Origin of the sequence: Streptomyces sp. CHD11 (assembly GCF_018638295.1) — a bacterium.
In the GTDB taxonomy this organism is placed as follows: Bacteria; Actinomycetota; Actinomycetes; order Streptomycetales; family Streptomycetaceae; genus Streptomyces.
On record NZ_JABTTS010000030.1, the window covers coordinates 102,111 to 117,151 of the forward strand.

Consider the following 15,041-nt stretch of genomic DNA (forward strand, 5'->3'; position numbering starts at 1 on the left):
CTACGGCCTACGGCCTACGGCTCGAACTTGTACCCGAGCCCCCGCACCGTCACCAGATACCGCGGCGCCCCCGGATCGGGCTCGATCTTCGCCCGCAGCCGCTTCACATGCACATCCAGCGTCTTGGTGTCCCCCACGTAGTCCGCCCCCCACACCCGGTCGATGAGCTGCATCCGGGTCAGGACCCGCCCCGCGTTGCGCAGCAGCATCTCCAGCAGGTCGAACTCCTTCAGGGGCAGATCGACCTTGGTTCCGCCCACGGTGACCACGTGCCGGTCGACATCCATCCGCACCGGTCCGGCCTCCAGCGCCGCGGGGGTCACCTCCTCCGGCTCCCCGCGCCGGCGCAGCACCGCGCGGATACGGGCGACCAGCTCCCGCGAGGAGAACGGCTTGGTGACATAGTCGTCCGCGCCTATTTCCAGGCCCACCACCTTGTCGATCTCACTGTCCTTGGCGGTCACCATGATGACGGGGACGTTGGAACGGCCGCGCAGCTGGCGGCAGACCTCGGTGCCCGGCAGCCCGGGCAGCATCAGATCGAGGAGAACGAGATCGGCGCCGTTGCGCTCGAACTCGTCGAGTCCGTCGGGCCCGGTGGTCGCGACCGCGACCTCGAAGCCCTCCTTGCGGAGCATGTACGACAGGGCGTCGGAGAAGGACTCCTCGTCCTCGACGACGAGCACTCGGGTCACGGAAGAACCTCCGGGGAGGGATGCGTTTCGTACGCGGATGATTCGGAAGAGTGGGGGGATGGCCGGGACACCCGTCGGGCCTCACCGTCGAGGCCTTCGGTGCCGTCCCGGTAGGGCACCTCGTCCCGGTCGGACATCTCGTCCGGGCGGGACATCTTGTGGGCGCGGTCGCGGGCCGCACGGCCCTCCGGCAACCGCAGGGTGAAGGTGGAGCCCTGGCCCTCGGCGCTCCACACGGTGACCTCCCCGCCGTGCGAGGCGGCCACGTGCTTCACGATCGCGAGACCCAGCCCCGTACCGCCGGTGGCACGGGAGCGAGCGGGGTCGACACGGTAGAAGCGCTCGAAAACGCGCTCCTTGTCCTTCTCGGAGATACCGATGCCCTGGTCGGTCACGGCTATCTCGATCAGATCCCCGCCGGGCTGCGCGACCGTACGGGCCGCGATGCCCACGCGGGTGCGGGCGGGTGAGTAGTTGACCGCATTCTCGACGAGATTGCCGAGCGCGGCGGCGAGCTGGCCGCGGTTGCCCCATATGCGCAGGTCGGCGGCGCCGGCGGCGGCCATGGTGATCTCCTTCGTCCCTGCCGCGTGCCGGCAGCGGTCGACGGCCTCGGCGACCAGTTCGTCGACGCGGATGGGTTCGGCGTCCTCCAGCGGGTCGTCGTTCTGCACCCGGGAGAGGTCGATGAGTTCCTGCACCAGGTTGGTCAGCCGGGTCGCCTCGATCTGCATCCGTCCGGCGAAGCGTTCCACGGCCTCGGGGTCTTCGGAGGCGTCCATCACGGCCTCGGAGAGCAGCGACAGCGCCCCGACGGGGGTCTTGAGCTCGTGGCTGACATTGGCCACGAAGTCACGTCGTACCGCCTCGATGCGGCGGGCCTCCGTGAGGTCCTCGACGAGCAGCAGGACGAGCCGGGAGCCGAGCGGCGCCACCCGCGCGGACACCGCGAGGGCCTCGCCGCGTCCGGTCCCCCGGCGGGGCAGATCCAGCTCCACCTGGCGTATCTCGCCGTCCCTGCGGGTGTCGCGGGCCATCTGCATCATGGGTTCCACGGCCAGTTTGCCGCCCCGGACCAGTCCGAGGGCGTACGCGGCGGAGCTGGCCTTGACGACGCCGTCCGCCTCGTCGAGGACGACGGCGGAGGAACGCAGCACGGACAGCACCGTGTCCACGCCCGGCGGGAGCACCGGGTCGGTGTGCAGGGAGGAGCGCGTGGGGCGCCGCTGTTCGCGCTCGCTGACGCGGAACGCCAGCATGGCGATGACGCCGGTGAGTACGCCGGCGATCGCAGCCAGTGCGGCGACCGCCGCGTTCACGTCCATGCACCCAGGTTAGGCATGTCGCGGCCGCTCCCCACAGCCGTCGGAGGGCGAGCTCGAACACTCGTCGCCCAGAGTTCACCTGGGAGCCAGGGATGGTTCATCCGTGGTGACGGAACCGGACGCGTGGAGGACCGAACGTGGGACGGTGGGCAGAAGCCCGGGCCCCTGAAGCCCGGACAGACGTACGAGAGGAACCCTGATGCGGGACGCGTACCACGAGGAACTGGATTCGATCGGCGACGGTCTGGTCGAAATGGCCCGGCTGGTCGGGTCGGCGATCGGGCGCGCCACGACGGCCATCCTCGACGCCGATCTGAAGCTGGCGGAGAACGTGATCGAGGCCGACCAGAGGGTCGACGATCTCCAGCACGAGCTGGAGGCGCGGGCCATCGCTCTGCTGGCGCGCCAGCAGCCGGTGGCGACCGACCTGCGCATCGTCGTCACCTCGCTGCGCATGTCGGCCGACCTGGAGCGCTCGGGCGACCTCGCCCAGCACGTGGCGAAGCTCGCGCGGCTGCGCTACCCGGAGCGTGGCGTCCCGCACGATCTGCACGCCACGATCCTGGAGATGGGCCAGCTCGCGCAGCGCCTGATGGCGAAGGCGGCCGAGGTGATCATCACGAAGGACGTCGACCTGGCGCTCCAGCTGGAGCAGGACGACGACGCGATGGACCTCCTCCACCGCACCCTCTTCCAGCACCTGATGGACGACCGCTGGAAGCACGGCATCGAGACGGCCGTCGACGTGACGCTGCTGGGCCGCTACTACGAGCGGTTCGCGGACCACGCGGTGTCGGTCGCCAAGCGGGTGGTCTACCTGGTCACGGGCGAGCACGCGGACGAGATCCAGGCCGATCTGCAGCCGGAGATCCAGACGGCGCCGGGGGCGGAAGGAGCCTGATCCCGGCTCACGGCTTCCGGCCAACGGCTCCCGGCTCCCGGCTCGCGAGCAGGCACGGGCAGGCGTGCAGGAGGTGGGCCGGAGTCCGTACAAGCCTCGATGCGCCGTTGATGCGCCCGCCGGGCAGGGTCTCCAATGGTCAGAGGTGTGCGCAGGGTGTGCGCAGGCCCCAGCCCCGAGGAGGGACCCATGGCCGAATCCCCCGGCACGACGCCCGACCCCACCCAGGACCGCGAGACCGAGCAGCCCACCGAGATCAGAAACCTCACCCTGATCGCCGCCTGCGGCTGCGGGTCGGGGTGCGGGTGCGGGTGCCAGTCGGGCAACCCGTGCCAGTGCGGCTGAGGCGACACATCGACGGGGGCCCCGGCGCCGCTCCGGCCGCCGGGGCCCCCGTCACCGCCCAGAGGGCCTCCACCTCGCGGCGACGCCCAGGACATGGTGTACATGCCCCGTAGGGCCCGCGGATCCCGTGAACCGTCCGCCAGGCGGGCAGGGCGCGCGGCCCTCTCGGAGCGTCTATTACGCTCGGGCACATGGCCGACGCACCGTACAAGCTGATCCTCCTCCGCCACGGCGAGAGCGAGTGGAACGAGAAGAACCTGTTCACCGGCTGGGTGGACGTCAACCTCACCCCGAAGGGCGAGAAGGAGGCGACGCGCGGCGGCGAGCTGCTCAAGGACGCCGGCCTGCTCCCCGACGTACTCCACACCTCCCTCCAGAAGCGCGCCATCCGCACCGCGCAGCTCGCGCTGGAGTCCGCCGACCGCCTGTGGATCCCGGTGAACCGCAGCTGGCGCCTGAACGAGCGTCACTACGGCGCTCTGCAGGGCAAGGACAAGGCGCAGACCCTCGCGGAGTTCGGCGAGGAGCAGTTCATGCTGTGGCGCCGCTCCTACGACACCCCGCCGCCCCCGCTCGACGACGACGCCGAGTACTCCCAGTTCTCCGACCCGCGCTACGCGACCCTCCCGCCGGAGGTGCGCCCGCGGACGGAGTGCCTGAAGGACGTCGTCGTCCGCATGCTTCCGTACTGGTTCGACTCGATCGTCCCGGACCTCCTGACCGGCCGCACGGTCCTCGTCGCCGCCCACGGCAACAGCCTGCGCGCCCTGGTCAAGCACCTCGACGGCATCTCGGACGCCGACATCGCGGGCCTGAACATCCCGACGGGCATCCCCCTGTCCTACGAGCTCGACTCCGACTTCAAGCCGGTCAACCCCGGCGGCACGTACCTCGACCCGGACGCGGCCGCGGCCGCGATCGAGGCGGTCAGGAACCAGGGCAAGAAGAAGTAGGCGCCCGCGCCACACAAGCCCCCCGCCCGCGGTTTCCCGCCGGGCAGGGGGCTTTTCTTCGCTGCCCGGCGCGTCGGGGAGGGCGGGATTCCGTGTGGGTCGGATCGTGCGCGGGCCCACGGGAGCCCACCGATCGCCTGCCCGGCACCGGGACCGCTCTGGCGGGCACGGGGCGGTCGGGAACGGGGCGGTGGGGAGGCGTTGTCAGGGTCCGGGGCCGTTGTCGAGTTGTTCGGCCAGGTCGGTCAGGTCGTCGGCGTGCAGGTCGAAGCGGTCCGAGGTGTGGGCGGGTCGCCGACGGGGCGGGCGACGTAGGCGGTGCGCAGGCCGAGTTCCTGTGCTCCGCGCAGGTCCCAGGCGTGGGCGGCGACCATCAGCAGCCACTCCGGCGGTCTCCCCGAGACGGTGACGGCGAGCCGACAGACCGCCGGGTCCGGTTTGTAGGTCCGGGCGTCCTCGGCGGACAGGGCCTGGTGCCGGCGGAGCCCGGAGTGGGCGTTGATCTCCAGCAGAGTCGTCCGGCTCGCATGGGAGAGTCCGATCAGCGGGAACCGTTCGGCGAGGCGGGCGAGGCCTGCGGCGGTGTCGGGTCACGGCGGGAGCCGGTGACCCGACCGGGCCAGTGCCGCCACGGCGGCCGGGTCGTCGACTCCGGCAGCGTGGGCCGTGAGCCCGGCCGCTTCCAGGTCCAGGACGTCGCCGGCCACGTAGGGCCTGACACCTTCGAGGATGTCCTGCTGCCACAGCGACAGGAGCTCCTCGATCCTGGACTCGTCGAGCGGGGCGAGTTCACGGATCCCGGCGCGGAGGCCGGCGGATTCGTCGACGAGTGTGCCGAGCACATCGAAGACGATGGCGTCGATCTCTGACCGGTGCATGAGAGAGGTCTCCAGGACCGTGCGGGGAAAACGGACAGGTCACCGTCCACTCGAACGCACCGGGAAGCCGTCCCGATTCCCCCCACGACACACGGGGACCGCGCCTTCCGGCGGGGTGTGATACCCGGGGCGGGCAGGTGCCGTCGGGCCGGGTTTCGGGCCGGCTGTCGTGCCTGCGCGCGTAGGCTGGTGCAACAAAGAGACAACGACCACAGCGGACGGGGCGCGTGTGGGCGCATACTGGGGTGACGATGACAAAATCTGCTGCCCCGAAGCGCCACTTGCCCACCAGCCCCTTCAAGGCCTCGGTCGCGCCGCCGCCCAAGCACTTCGCCGTGGGCGACCAGGTCACCCATGACGTGCACGGTCTCGGCCGGGTGATCGCCATGGAGGACGGAATCGCCGCTCTCGTGGACTTCGGTTCCACGCAGATGCGGATTCTGAGCCCGTACTCCAAGATGACCAAGCTGTAGGACCGTCGTGCCGGGTCACGGCACACCAGGCCGCCCATCTCAGGGGCCTGTACCGAAAGAGAGTCCTCTCATCGAATCGAACTCGCTGTTCTCCGCTCCGGAGGACCGGCCCCGCAGCTCCACCGCGGCATCACCGCCTCCGGCGATCCACCCGTTCCAGTCCCCCGACTTCGGGGACGACGAGACGTTCGTGCCCGAGGATGCGGACGACCCCGCCTCGGGCCCGCGGAGGGCACACTCCAGGGCCGCCTGAGGGCGCCCCCGCACCACCTTCCACGTCCCTCCGGCTGGGTCAGCCCCGTGCCGGCCCGTCCCCGGAGGATGTGTCCACGAGGTACCACGGTCGCGGTCACGGCTGCGGCCGGCCGACCGCCGCGTCCGGGTGATCGCCCGCCTCGCGCAAGGGAAAGTCACCCGACCCCTGAGCGGGCGTCGCGCGGAGTGCTTGACTGGCGCGCATGTCGACGACACTCGGTGTGCCCCGCCCCGACCAGACTTCGTACATGCTGCGCGCCGCGGCGAGCGACGCCGGCCGGGCGTACAAGCAGCGGCTTCTCGAACTGCTGGATGTACAGACGGGCCATACCGTCCTGGATGTCGGATGCGGGCCCGGTACCGATCTGCCCGCGCTGGCGGAGCGTGCGGGTGACACGGGCACCGTGATCGGTGTGGACCGGGACCCGACGATGCTGGCGCAGGCACGCTCCCGTACGGCGGGCCTGCGGCCGGTGGAGATCCGCGAAGGGGACGCCCACGCCCTGCCCGTCGAGGCGGGGTCGGTGGACCGCGCCAGGATCGACCGGGTGCTGATGCACGTGACCGAACCCCTCGACGTCCTCACGGAGTTGCACCGCGCCACCCGGCCGGGCGCACGGATCGCCCTGGCCGAACCCGACTGGGACACCCTGATCGTCGACGCCGAGGACCTCGGGACCAGCCGGGCCTTCACCCGCTACACCACGGCGGAAGTGGTCCGTCACGCGACCGTCGGGCGCCGTCTCGCCCGCCTCGCCGGGGAGGCCGGTCTCCGGGTCGAGAGCGTGGACGCCGTGACGCCCGTCTTCCTCGACTTCCCGGAGGCGGACCACACCCTGGGCCTGGGCCGCAATCTGCAGAAGGCCATCGACGGGGGCCACATCGACCGCTCTCGTGGCCGTGACTGGTTCGCCGGGCTGTCCCGGGGCCCCTTCTACGCCTCGTTCACCCTGATCAGTGTGGTCTGCTCGCGCTGACCCGCGCCCGGCTGTGACGGCGTCGGGTCATGCCGTCGGCGGAGGGTTCGCCTCCGCCGGGGATCGCTGATGCGGGCGTACAGCGGTGGTCGGCCTCACGGGTGCATGCGCGCTCCTTTCAGTACCTTGTCCACCGCGTTCCTCGGGCCGTGGACCGACAGGCCGACCAGGTCCAGGTCCGTGGTGCCGACCGCCCGTACCGCCGCCCGGTTCGCCTCGTCGTGTCCGGTGGCGAACAGGTCGCCGGTGAAGACCGCGCGGGGGAGCGCCCGGGTGAGGGCTCGCGTGTGGGCCGCCTTCAGGATCTCCTTCGTGCCCTGGAGGACCAGGACCGGCTGGCGGAACATCGGCAGGTACCGGACGCCGTCCGCGTCCTCGTACGGGGCCCCGATCACCTCGGGGACCTCGGCGCCGAGGCCGCTGACCAGGAACGCGGTGACATTGAGGCGCTGCCAGGGTTCCAGGTCCTCGCGCAGCAGTACGGCGATCTTCGTGTCGAAGCGGGTGCTGTTGGTCATGGGGTGAGACTGGCGGTCCGGGCGCGGCGGCGTCTTGTACGTTGTTTGCATGCCCTCCCAGGCCACCCCCCGGGCCACCTCCCGGACGGCCACGGCGTCCCGCGCGGCGGTGTCCGCCTGGCGGCCCCGCGTGCCGGGTGTCGTGGAGGTGTTCCACGCCCGCTTCACCGAGTACGCCTATCCGATGCACGTCCATGACGCCTGGACGCTGCTCATCGTCGACGACGGCGCCGTGCGGTACGACCTCGATCGGCATGAGCACGGCACCCCGCACGACACGGTGTCCCTGCTGCCGCCGCATGTTCCGCACAACGGTGCCGCCGTCACCTCCGACGGGTTCCGCAAACGGGTGCTGTACCTGGACACCAGCCGGCTCGGGGACGAACTCATCGGGGCCGCCGTCGACCGGCCCGATCTGCGGGACCCGCTGCTGCGGCGGCGTGTCGGGCAGGTGCACACCGCGCTGGTACGGCCCGGGGACGAGCTGGAGGCGGAGAGCAGGCTGACGCTGATCGGGGAGCGGCTGCGGGAGCATCTGCGGTCGCGGCCGGTTCCGGGGGCGGCCGGGCGGGACCCCGTACTGGCGCGGCGGCTGCGGGAGTTGCTCGACGAGCGGGTGGTGGAGGGACTCACGCTGGAGGAGGCGGGCACGCTGCTGTACGCCCATCCCGCGCATCTCGTACGGGCGTTCAGCGGGGCGTACGGCATCGCGCCGCACCAGTACCTGATGTCCCGCCGGGTCGGCCGTGCCCGGGGATTGCTGCTCGAGGGGCGGCAGCCGGGTGAGGTCGCCGTCGTCACCGGGTTCTACGACCAGGCCCATCTGACCCGGCACTTCCGGAAGCTGGTGGGCGTGACGCCCGGCCGGTACCGGACCAGCGGGCGGACCGGAAGCCGGGGAAGTGGGCGCGGGAGTACCGGAATCGGTGGATCGGCGACCGGAAGCCCCTGATACTCACCCCATGCATCGCATCATCATCGCCGTCCTGCGGCTCGGCATCGTGGCGGCGGCCGCGCTCGGCCTCTTCGGGCAGATCGTGGTGATCCCGACGACGGCCGCCGACGAGGTCGACCGCTTCCCGCCGTACGACCCGTTCGCCGTGCCCTACGTGGCGGTGGCGATCGCCGGGGTCGTCTGCGTCCAGGTGGCGCTCGTCGCCGTGTGGATGCTGCTGACCATGGTCGAGCGCGAGACGATCTTCACACCGCCGGCCTTCCGGTGGGTCGACACCCTCATCGGCTGCCTGGTCGCGGCGACGCTGCTGGCGCTCGGGGTCGCCGGGCATCTGGCCCTGGCCGACATACCCTCCCCGGACGACGGCATGGAGACCCTGGGCGCACTGGTCACCGCGATGGCGGGGGTGGGTGTGGGCGCGTCCCTCGCGATGCTCCTGGTCGTCCTGCGCGGTCTCCTGCGGAAGGCGACGCGGCTGCAGACACGGCTGCAGGACGAGACCGCCGCAGCCGGGTGAGCCCGGGGACGGGTGAGCCCGGGGACGGGTGAGCCCGGGTCCGCCGGGTCCGCGTCCGCCGGGTCCGGGTCCGGGTCCGGCCGGCGGGGCCGGTGCGTCCGTCCGGCGGGGTCAGGTCGTGGAGGGACGCTCCAGCAGGTGGGTGAACGCGTCCAGGTTGCGGGTGGACTCGCCGCGTGACACCCGCCAGTCGTACTCCTTGCGGATCGCGGTCGCGAAACCGAGCTCCAGAAGGGTGTTGAAGCTGCCGTCGGCGGCCTCGAGGACCTGGCCGAGGAGACGGTCGACCTCCTCCTCGGTGACCGCGGGCAGGGGCAGGCGGCCGGTGACGTAGATGTCGCCGAGCGGGTCGACGGCGTAGCTCACGCCGAACAGCTTGAGGTTGCGTTCCAGGAGCCAGCGGTGGACTCCGCCCTCGTTCTCGTCGGGGTGGCGGATGACGAAGGCGTTGAGGGAGAGGGTGTGCCGGCCGGCGATCAGGGACACGGTCGTGGAGAGCTTGCGGGTGCCGGGCAGTTTCACCACGTACGAGCCCGGCGCGGGGCTCTCCCACTCCAGCCCGGTGCCCCGCAGCACGTCCTCGATGACCCGCGCCGCCCGCCGCTGCTCTGCTTCCATCGCCTTGTCAGCCATGGTGCGAGCGTAGGTGACGGCGGTGGGCCTGGGTCGCGGCCGTGTAGACGTCGGCCGTGGCGGCGGCCGCGGTGTCCCAGCCGAAGCACTGGGCGTGCCGGGCGGCGGCCCGGCCCATGCGGTCGGCGAGGTGCGGGTGGTCGGCGAACTCGCCCAGCACACGCGCGTAGGCGCCGGGATCGTGGCCCTGGACGAGGAAGCCGGTGTGCCCGTCCCGCACGGCGACCGGGAGGCCGCCGACCGCGGCGGCGAGCACCGGGGTACCGGCGGCCTGCGCCTCTATGGCGACCAGGCCGAAGGACTCGCTGTAGGAGGGCATGACGAGCACGGACGCCGCGCGGAACCAGTCCGCGAGCCGCTCCTGCTCCACGGGCGGGTGGAAACGGACGACGTCGGCGATGCCGAGCCGAGCGGCGAGCTTCTGCAGGCCCTCCGGCTTGGCGAGGCCGCTGCCGCTGGGGCCGCCCACGACGGGGACGCAGAGGCGTGAGCGCAGCTCGGGGCGTGTCTCGAGCAGGGCGGCCACCGCGCGCAGGAGCACGTCGGGCGCCTTGAGGGGTTGTATGCGGCCCGCGAAGAGGGGGATCAGGGCGTCGCCGGGCAGCCCGAGGCGGGCCCGCGCGGCGGCGCGGCCGTCGGCGGGGCGGAAGCGGCCCAGGTTCACGCCGGGGTGGACGACGGCGACCTTGCCGGGGTCGGCGGCGTAGTGCTCGACGAGCTCGCCCGCCTCCTCGTCGGTGTTGGCGATCAGCCGGTCGGCGGCGGTGACGATCTGGGTCTCACCGATGACACGGGCGGCGGGCTCGGGGGTGTCGCCGTCGGCCAGGTTGGCGTTCTTGACCTTGGCCATGGTGTGCATGGCGTGCACCAGGGGGACGCCCCAGCGCTGGGCGGCCAGCCAGCCGACATGGCCGGAGAGCCAGTAGTGGGAGTGGACCAGGTCGTAGTGGCCGGGGCGGTGGCCGGCCCAGGCCTGCATCACGCCGTGGGTGAAGGCGCACAGCTGGGCGGGGAGGTCCTCCTTGGCGAGGCCCTCGTACGGGCCCGCGTCGACGTGCCGGACGAGGACCCCGGGGGCCAGCTCCACGCTGGGCGGGAGGGCGGCGGCGGTCGCGCGGGTGAAGATCTCGACCTCGATGTTGATCGCGGCGAGGCGCTGCGCGAGCTCCACGATGTAGACGTTCATGCCGCCCGCGTCGCCGGTGCCCGGCTGGTGGAGCGGAGAGGTGTGCACGGAGAGCATCGCCACGCGGCGGGGCCTGCGGTGCAGCCGCAGCCTCGCCGGTGCGGCGGGCGAACGCCGCCCGAGCCTCGCGATGTACTGGCTCACGTGGCGTTCCTCCTCGCTGTGGGCACGGCTGCCGGAGGGTCGTGCGGGCCCTCGGTGGCCTCAACACCGGAAGGTTCGGTCCCCATTTCCGGTCGGGCTCTCCGGTTTCCGTCTTTGCCGAATCATTACCGGCTGTCGCTCAACCGTTCGAGGATGGTGTGCGTGGCGCCGTGGCGCCGTGGCGGGCGTACCGGAGGGGCCCGCGGCCCGCAGCCCGCACTGCGCACTGCGCACGCCGCACGCCGCACGCCGCACGCCGCACTCCGCACGCCGCACTCCGCGAAGGCAGCGCTTCCTTCCCGCCGCTCCGCCCGGGTACCCGCTTACCCTCATGGGTATGACAGCCCGCGCCGCCTCCCTCTCCGTCGTGGGCACGGTGACGCGCGGGACCACCAACCCCAACCGGCTGCGCCGCATGGACCGCTGGATCGCGGCCGCACACGGCGCGGAACTGCGCCGCGCGGAGGACCCCGCAGCCGTCGACCTGGGGTACGGCGCGGCGCCCTGGACGGCGGTCGAGCTGCTGGACCGGCTGCGCTCCGTGGCGCCGCGCGCGCATGTCACGGGCGTGGAGATCGAACCGGCCCGGGTCACGGCGGCCCGGCCCTACGAGCGCGACGGCCTGGTCTTCCTCCGTGGCGGCTTCGAGATCCCGGTGCCGGGACGGCCGCTGCTGATCCGCGCGGCGAACGTGCTGCGCCAGTACGACGAGGCCGAGGTGTCAGCCGTGTGGCGGCGGCTGTGCGCGCGGCTCGCGCCGGCCGACCCGGGGACGGGCTCGCGCGGCGGACTGCTGGTCGAGGGAACCTGCGACGAGATCGGACGCCGGCACGTGTGGGTCGCGCTCGGGCCCGAAGGGCCTCGCACGGTGACCTTCGCGACCCGGCTGGGTTCGCTGGAGCGCCCGTCGGACCTGGCCGAACGGCTGCCGAAGGCGCTCATCCACCGCAACGTCCCCGGCGAGCCGGTGCACGCCTTCCTGCGCGACTTCGACCGCGCCTGGGCGGCCGCCGCGCCCTACGCCTCGTACGGCGCCCGGCAGCGCTGGATCCGGACGGCGGGGGACCTCACGGCCGACTGGCCGGTGACGGACGGACCGGCACGGTGGCGCCAGGGGGAGATCACGGTGCGCTGGGAGGCACTGGCTCCGCGGGGATGACGCGGCGCCGGGGCCACCGAAGCACCGCCGGAGGAAGCATCACAGGGGAACGATCCCCGTGAGCCGTTCGTCGCATGGGCGGGGCGATCGCCGCGCCGGGCAATGACGGACGGGGAGAGGCGGGAAGCACTCCCTCTGTCGTTTCGCGCGCCGACATGGCAACATCCCCCCGACGACTGAATGTTACTGACGGTTAATCACGTGGGGGTCCGTCATGGGAGCAGGCAAGCGCGGGTTGCTCACGGCGGCCGTGGCCGTGGTCTGCGCGGTCACGGTACTGGCGGTGCCGGGCACCGCGTTCGCGGCGCCCACTCCCCCGTCGCCGCCTCCGGGCACGGCCGCGAGCGTCACCGTGGTGGTCACCGACCAGCAGCTCGAAGCCGTGCGCAAGAAGCTCGAGAGGCTCTACCGCGCGGCGGCCGTGGCCACCGAGGAGTACAACGCCGCCGAGGAGAAGGCGCAGAAGCAGTCGGCCGAGATCGTCCGGCTGGCGAAGAAGATCGTCGACGGCCGGGAGAAGCTGGCCGAGCTGAAGGCCCGCGCCGGCGCCGCGGCCGCCGCCCAGTACCGCGGTGGCGGGCTGCCGCCCGAGGCTCACCTCATGCTGAGCGACGATCCGCAGGACTTCCTCGACGGCGCGGGACGGGTGCGGCAGGGCGAGCACGCGACCAGAGGGCTGCTCGGCGAGAAGACCCGCGTCCAGCAGGACCTGGAGCAGTACGCGCAGGACGCGGACGCGCAGTGGAGGAAGCTGGAGGCGGGCCGCAGGGCGAAGGCCACGGCGCAGAAGAAGATCGAGAAGCAGATCGAGGCGGCCGAGAAGGTCGAGTCCGAGCTGGAGCAGGAGGAGAGGGAGCGCCTGCACCGGCTGGAGCGGCAGGCCGCCGACCGGGCCCAGGCGAGCTGGCTGGGCTCCGGCGCCCTCGCCGGGATCGACGGCAAGGCGACGCCCCAGGGCAGGAAGGCCGTGGCGTACGCCACCGCGCAGATCGGGAAGCCGTACCAGTGGGGCGCCGAGGGCCCGAACACGTACGACTGCTCCGGACTGACCTCGCAGGCCTGGATATCGGCCGGACTGGGCATGCCGCGCACCTCACAGGCGCAGTGGCAGCAGCTGACCCGGGTCGACGTGGGAGACATGCGCCCCGGTGACCTCATCATCTACTTCGGCGACGCAAGCCATGTGGGGATGTACGTCGGCGACGGCGTCATGGTGCACGCCCCGCGTCCCGGCCGGTCGGTGACGCTCGCGGGTGCCGGATCGATGCCGATCCTCGGGGTCGTACGGCCGGACCCCGCGGCGAACTGACCGTCGGGAGCCCAGCACGCCACCCCGCGCAGCACCAGCCCACAGCGCCCCGCTCCGCACCGCCTCACAGCCCCGCCGTGCCCACCCACGGCATCTCGATCCGCTCAACGGCCGGGCAGAGCAGGCAAAGTGACCCAAAGCACGTCGATCTTGCCGACAAACTCCCCGTGGACGTGACGTTCGTCATTTCCCCGTCACCTCCGGCCTGTCCAACTGCGGTAGCAAACGCGGCATATGACAGCGGCCGGCGGCACGGCGGCGTGGTTCACACCATTCCGCTGCGGCGCCGTCAACCGCTATCGTCCCCGTTCGAAGGGGCAGCCCCTGCTCGCACAGAGAGCCGCGAGCCGGGGACAGGGCCGAGATCCGTCGCCCCGCCATGCCCTCGGGGGGAGGGAAGGAACCCGTAACAATGCCCGCACCCGTACCGCGGCAGAGAGCGATCCCGGCCGCGGAAGGTGGTCAGGCGCCCGCCGCCGCACAGCAAGAAGGCTCCGCCCAGGTCTCCTCGGCGGCCGGCACGGCCGCCGCCGCGCGCCAGGCCACCGCCCCGTCCGGGCACAGCGCCGCGGACCGGACGGCCGGCACCGCGCCGGACCGGGCCGAGACGTCCGCCCACACCCACCTCACCCTGCTGCTGATCGAGGACGACCCCGGCGGGTCGCCGATCGTGCCGGACCTGCTCGACCCGTCCGGCAGACCTGTTCGCGTCCGCACCGCCCGCAACCTCACCGAGGCCGAGCGGCTGCTGACCGACGACGTCCACTGCATCCTGCTGGACCTCGCGCTGCCCGCGCCGGGCCGCACCGGCGACGACGAGCTGGCCGTGCTGAAGCGCGTGCTCGAGATCGCGCCCCGGCACGCCGTCCTCGCCCTGACCGGCGCCGACGACACCGAGCGCGGCGCGGAGGCGGTGCGCGTGGGCGCCCAGGACTATCTCGTCCGCGACGAGCTGGACGGCCGGCTGCTGAGCCGGGCGATCCGCTACGCGGTGGAGCGCAAGCGGTCCGACTCCGCCGAGCGGCGCCTCGCCGAGGGCCGCGTGCGCGCCCAGGAGAACCGCCGGCTGGAGCGCGGCCTGCTGCCGACGCCGCTGCTGGACGGCTCCCCGCTCCGGTTCGCCGCCCGCTACCGGCCCGGCCGCTCGCGTGCGCTGCTGGGAGGCGACTTCTACGACGTCGTCCGCACCCCGGACGGCACCGTGCACGCCATGATCGGCGACGTCTGCGGGCACGGCCCGGACGAGGCCGCCCTCGGCGTGGAGCTGCGCATCGCCTGGCGTGCGCTGACCCTGGCGGGGCTGTGCGGGGACCAGCTGCTCGGCACACTGCAGCAGGTGCTGGAGCACGAGCGCCCGGACGACGAGATCTTCGCGACCCTGTGCACGGTGGACATCGCGCCGGACGGCCGCCGGGCGGGCCTCTGCCTGGCCGGACACCCCTCGCCGCTGCTCGCCCGGCCGGGCATGCCCGCACGCCTGCTGCCGGACGACAACAACGGACCGGCGCTCGGACTGCTGCCGGGCGCCCGCTGGCCGCGGATGCAGATGGAGCTGGGCGCCGAGTGGAGCCTGATGCTCTACACCGACGGCCTGATCGAGGGCCGGGTCGGCGACACCGGCGAGCGGCTCGGCCAGGAGGGCATGGTGGACATGATCCGCAGGCAGCTCTCCGAGGGGCTGAGCGGCGAGCAGCTGCTGCGGACCGCCGTGAACGAGGTGCGGGACCTCAACGGGGGAGAGCTGACGGACGACGTGGCGGTACTGCTGCTGGACCGGGGGGCGTGAACCGCCCCCCCGGCCGGCCGCGCCGTCACCCG

The 15,041-nt window shown here is 72.5% G+C and carries 15 protein-coding genes and 1 pseudogene; 10 read left to right on the plus strand and 6 right to left on the minus strand.

Annotated features, from left to right (window positions below; translation table 11 throughout):
- Window positions 1–14 precede the first annotated feature (14 nt).
- On the minus strand, window positions 15–695 hold the full coding sequence (locus tag HTV45_RS26840) for a response regulator transcription factor (protein WP_004929857.1): 681 nt from the start codon (window positions 693–695) through the stop codon (window positions 15–17).
- The gene (locus HTV45_RS26845) at window positions 692–2,020 is read right to left on the minus strand and encodes a cell wall metabolism sensor histidine kinase WalK (protein WP_215208466.1); all 1,329 of its coding nucleotides are present in this window, start codon (window positions 2,018–2,020) and stop codon (window positions 692–694) included. Before HTV45_RS26845 ends, HTV45_RS26840 begins: the two co-directional genes overlap by 4 nt.
- Before the next feature lie 199 nt (window positions 2,021–2,219).
- On the opposite strand from HTV45_RS26845, the gene phoU reads away from it, so the two are divergent.
- The 3 genes from phoU to HTV45_RS26860 all read left to right on the plus strand — a co-directional run bounded on the left by phoU (window position 2,220) and on the right by HTV45_RS26860 (window position 4,219).
- The gene (gene phoU / locus HTV45_RS26850; protein WP_215208467.1) at window positions 2,220–2,921 is read left to right on the plus strand and encodes a phosphate signaling complex protein PhoU; all 702 of its coding nucleotides are present in this window, start codon (window positions 2,220–2,222) and stop codon (window positions 2,919–2,921) included.
- A gap of 189 nt (window positions 2,922–3,110) precedes the next feature.
- The gene (locus tag HTV45_RS26855; protein WP_215208468.1) at window positions 3,111–3,266 is read left to right on the plus strand and encodes a hypothetical protein; all 156 of its coding nucleotides are present in this window, start codon (window positions 3,111–3,113) and stop codon (window positions 3,264–3,266) included.
- Between the two features lie 191 nt (window positions 3,267–3,457).
- Complete coding sequence (locus HTV45_RS26860) at window positions 3,458–4,219, plus strand: phosphoglyceromutase (protein ID WP_215208469.1); 762 nt, start codon at window positions 3,458–3,460, stop codon at window positions 4,217–4,219.
- 204 nt (window positions 4,220–4,423) lie between these two features.
- Here HTV45_RS26860 and HTV45_RS26865 read toward each other — a convergent pair.
- Window positions 4,424–5,097 (minus strand): annotated as a pseudogene (locus tag HTV45_RS26865) (haloacid dehalogenase type II).
- Window positions 5,098–5,348: 251 nt separating this feature from the next.
- On the opposite strand from HTV45_RS26865, the gene HTV45_RS26870 reads away from it, so the two are divergent.
- Both HTV45_RS26870 and HTV45_RS26875 read left to right on the plus strand, forming a co-directional pair.
- Window positions 5,349–5,570 (plus strand): hypothetical protein, encoded by a 222-nt coding sequence (locus HTV45_RS26870; protein ID WP_215208470.1) that lies wholly within the window; start codon window positions 5,349–5,351, stop codon window positions 5,568–5,570.
- Between the two features lie 458 nt (window positions 5,571–6,028).
- Window positions 6,029–6,802 (plus strand): methyltransferase domain-containing protein, encoded by a 774-nt coding sequence (locus tag HTV45_RS26875; protein ID WP_215208471.1) that lies wholly within the window; start codon window positions 6,029–6,031, stop codon window positions 6,800–6,802.
- A gap of 95 nt (window positions 6,803–6,897) precedes the next feature.
- On the opposite strand, the gene HTV45_RS26880 is transcribed toward HTV45_RS26875, so the two are convergent.
- A complete protein-coding gene (locus tag HTV45_RS26880; protein ID WP_251692799.1) occupies window positions 6,898–7,320 on the minus strand; it encodes a DUF2000 domain-containing protein in 423 nt (140 codons plus the stop codon).
- Window positions 7,321–7,369: 49 nt separating this feature from the next.
- On the opposite strand from HTV45_RS26880, the gene HTV45_RS26885 reads away from it, so the two are divergent.
- Both HTV45_RS26885 and HTV45_RS26890 read left to right on the plus strand, forming a co-directional pair.
- Complete coding sequence (locus HTV45_RS26885) at window positions 7,370–8,272, plus strand: AraC family transcriptional regulator (protein ID WP_215208473.1); 903 nt, start codon at window positions 7,370–7,372, stop codon at window positions 8,270–8,272.
- A 10-nt stretch (window positions 8,273–8,282) separates the two neighbouring features.
- The gene (locus HTV45_RS26890; RefSeq protein WP_215208474.1) at window positions 8,283–8,792 is read left to right on the plus strand and encodes a DUF2975 domain-containing protein; all 510 of its coding nucleotides are present in this window, start codon (window positions 8,283–8,285) and stop codon (window positions 8,790–8,792) included.
- 111 nt (window positions 8,793–8,903) lie between these two features.
- Here the strand turns inward: HTV45_RS26890 and HTV45_RS26895 are convergent, their stop codons facing one another.
- Window positions 8,904–9,425 (minus strand): YbjN domain-containing protein, encoded by a 522-nt coding sequence (locus tag HTV45_RS26895; protein WP_215208475.1) that lies wholly within the window; start codon window positions 9,423–9,425, stop codon window positions 8,904–8,906.
- The gene (gene mshA / locus HTV45_RS26900; protein ID WP_215208476.1) at window positions 9,418–10,755 is read right to left on the minus strand and encodes a D-inositol-3-phosphate glycosyltransferase; all 1,338 of its coding nucleotides are present in this window, start codon (window positions 10,753–10,755) and stop codon (window positions 9,418–9,420) included. The genes HTV45_RS26895 and mshA overlap by 8 nt, the downstream gene beginning before the upstream one ends.
- Before the next feature lie 337 nt (window positions 10,756–11,092).
- Here mshA and HTV45_RS26905 point away from each other — a divergent pair, with 337 nt between their 5' ends.
- From HTV45_RS26905 to HTV45_RS26915, 3 genes are all read left to right on the plus strand, one after another.
- A complete protein-coding gene (locus HTV45_RS26905; protein ID WP_215208477.1) occupies window positions 11,093–11,914 on the plus strand; it encodes a class I SAM-dependent methyltransferase in 822 nt (273 codons plus the stop codon).
- Window positions 11,915–12,128: 214 nt separating this feature from the next.
- A complete protein-coding gene (locus HTV45_RS26910) occupies window positions 12,129–13,223 on the plus strand; it encodes an NlpC/P60 family protein (RefSeq protein ID WP_215208478.1) in 1,095 nt (364 codons plus the stop codon).
- 412 nt (window positions 13,224–13,635) lie between these two features.
- Window positions 13,636–15,009 (plus strand): PP2C family protein-serine/threonine phosphatase, encoded by a 1,374-nt coding sequence (locus HTV45_RS26915; RefSeq protein WP_215208479.1) that lies wholly within the window; start codon window positions 13,636–13,638, stop codon window positions 15,007–15,009.
- Window positions 15,010–15,041 lie beyond the last annotated feature (32 nt).

Bases quoted from the DNA above. Each gene is read 5' to 3' on its own strand.
- HTV45_RS26885 (WP_215208473.1), top strand. From the start codon at position 7,370: ATGCCCTCCCAGGCCACCCCCCGGGCCACCTCCCGGACGGCCACGGCG.
- HTV45_RS26895 (WP_215208475.1), bottom strand. From the start codon at position 9,425: ATGGCTGACAAGGCGATGGAAGCAGAGCAGCGGCGGGCGGCGCGGGTC.
- HTV45_RS26845 (WP_215208466.1), bottom strand. From the start codon at position 2,020: ATGGACGTGAACGCGGCGGTCGCCGCACTGGCTGCGATCGCCGGCGTA.
- HTV45_RS26915 (WP_215208479.1), top strand. From the start codon at position 13,636: ATGCCCGCACCCGTACCGCGGCAGAGAGCGATCCCGGCCGCGGAAGGT.
- HTV45_RS26870 (WP_215208470.1), top strand. From the start codon at position 5,349: ATGACAAAATCTGCTGCCCCGAAGCGCCACTTGCCCACCAGCCCCTTC.
- HTV45_RS26855 (WP_215208468.1), top strand. From the start codon at position 3,111: ATGGCCGAATCCCCCGGCACGACGCCCGACCCCACCCAGGACCGCGAG.
- HTV45_RS26860 (WP_215208469.1), top strand. From the start codon at position 3,458: ATGGCCGACGCACCGTACAAGCTGATCCTCCTCCGCCACGGCGAGAGC.
- HTV45_RS26910 (WP_215208478.1), top strand. From the start codon at position 12,129: ATGGGAGCAGGCAAGCGCGGGTTGCTCACGGCGGCCGTGGCCGTGGTC.
- HTV45_RS26890 (WP_215208474.1), top strand. From the start codon at position 8,283: ATGCATCGCATCATCATCGCCGTCCTGCGGCTCGGCATCGTGGCGGCG.
- phoU (WP_215208467.1), top strand. From the start codon at position 2,220: ATGCGGGACGCGTACCACGAGGAACTGGATTCGATCGGCGACGGTCTG.
- HTV45_RS26875 (WP_215208471.1), top strand. From the start codon at position 6,029: ATGTCGACGACACTCGGTGTGCCCCGCCCCGACCAGACTTCGTACATG.
- HTV45_RS26905 (WP_215208477.1), top strand. From the start codon at position 11,093: ATGACAGCCCGCGCCGCCTCCCTCTCCGTCGTGGGCACGGTGACGCGC.
- HTV45_RS26880 (WP_251692799.1), bottom strand. From the start codon at position 7,320: ATGACCAACAGCACCCGCTTCGACACGAAGATCGCCGTACTGCTGCGC.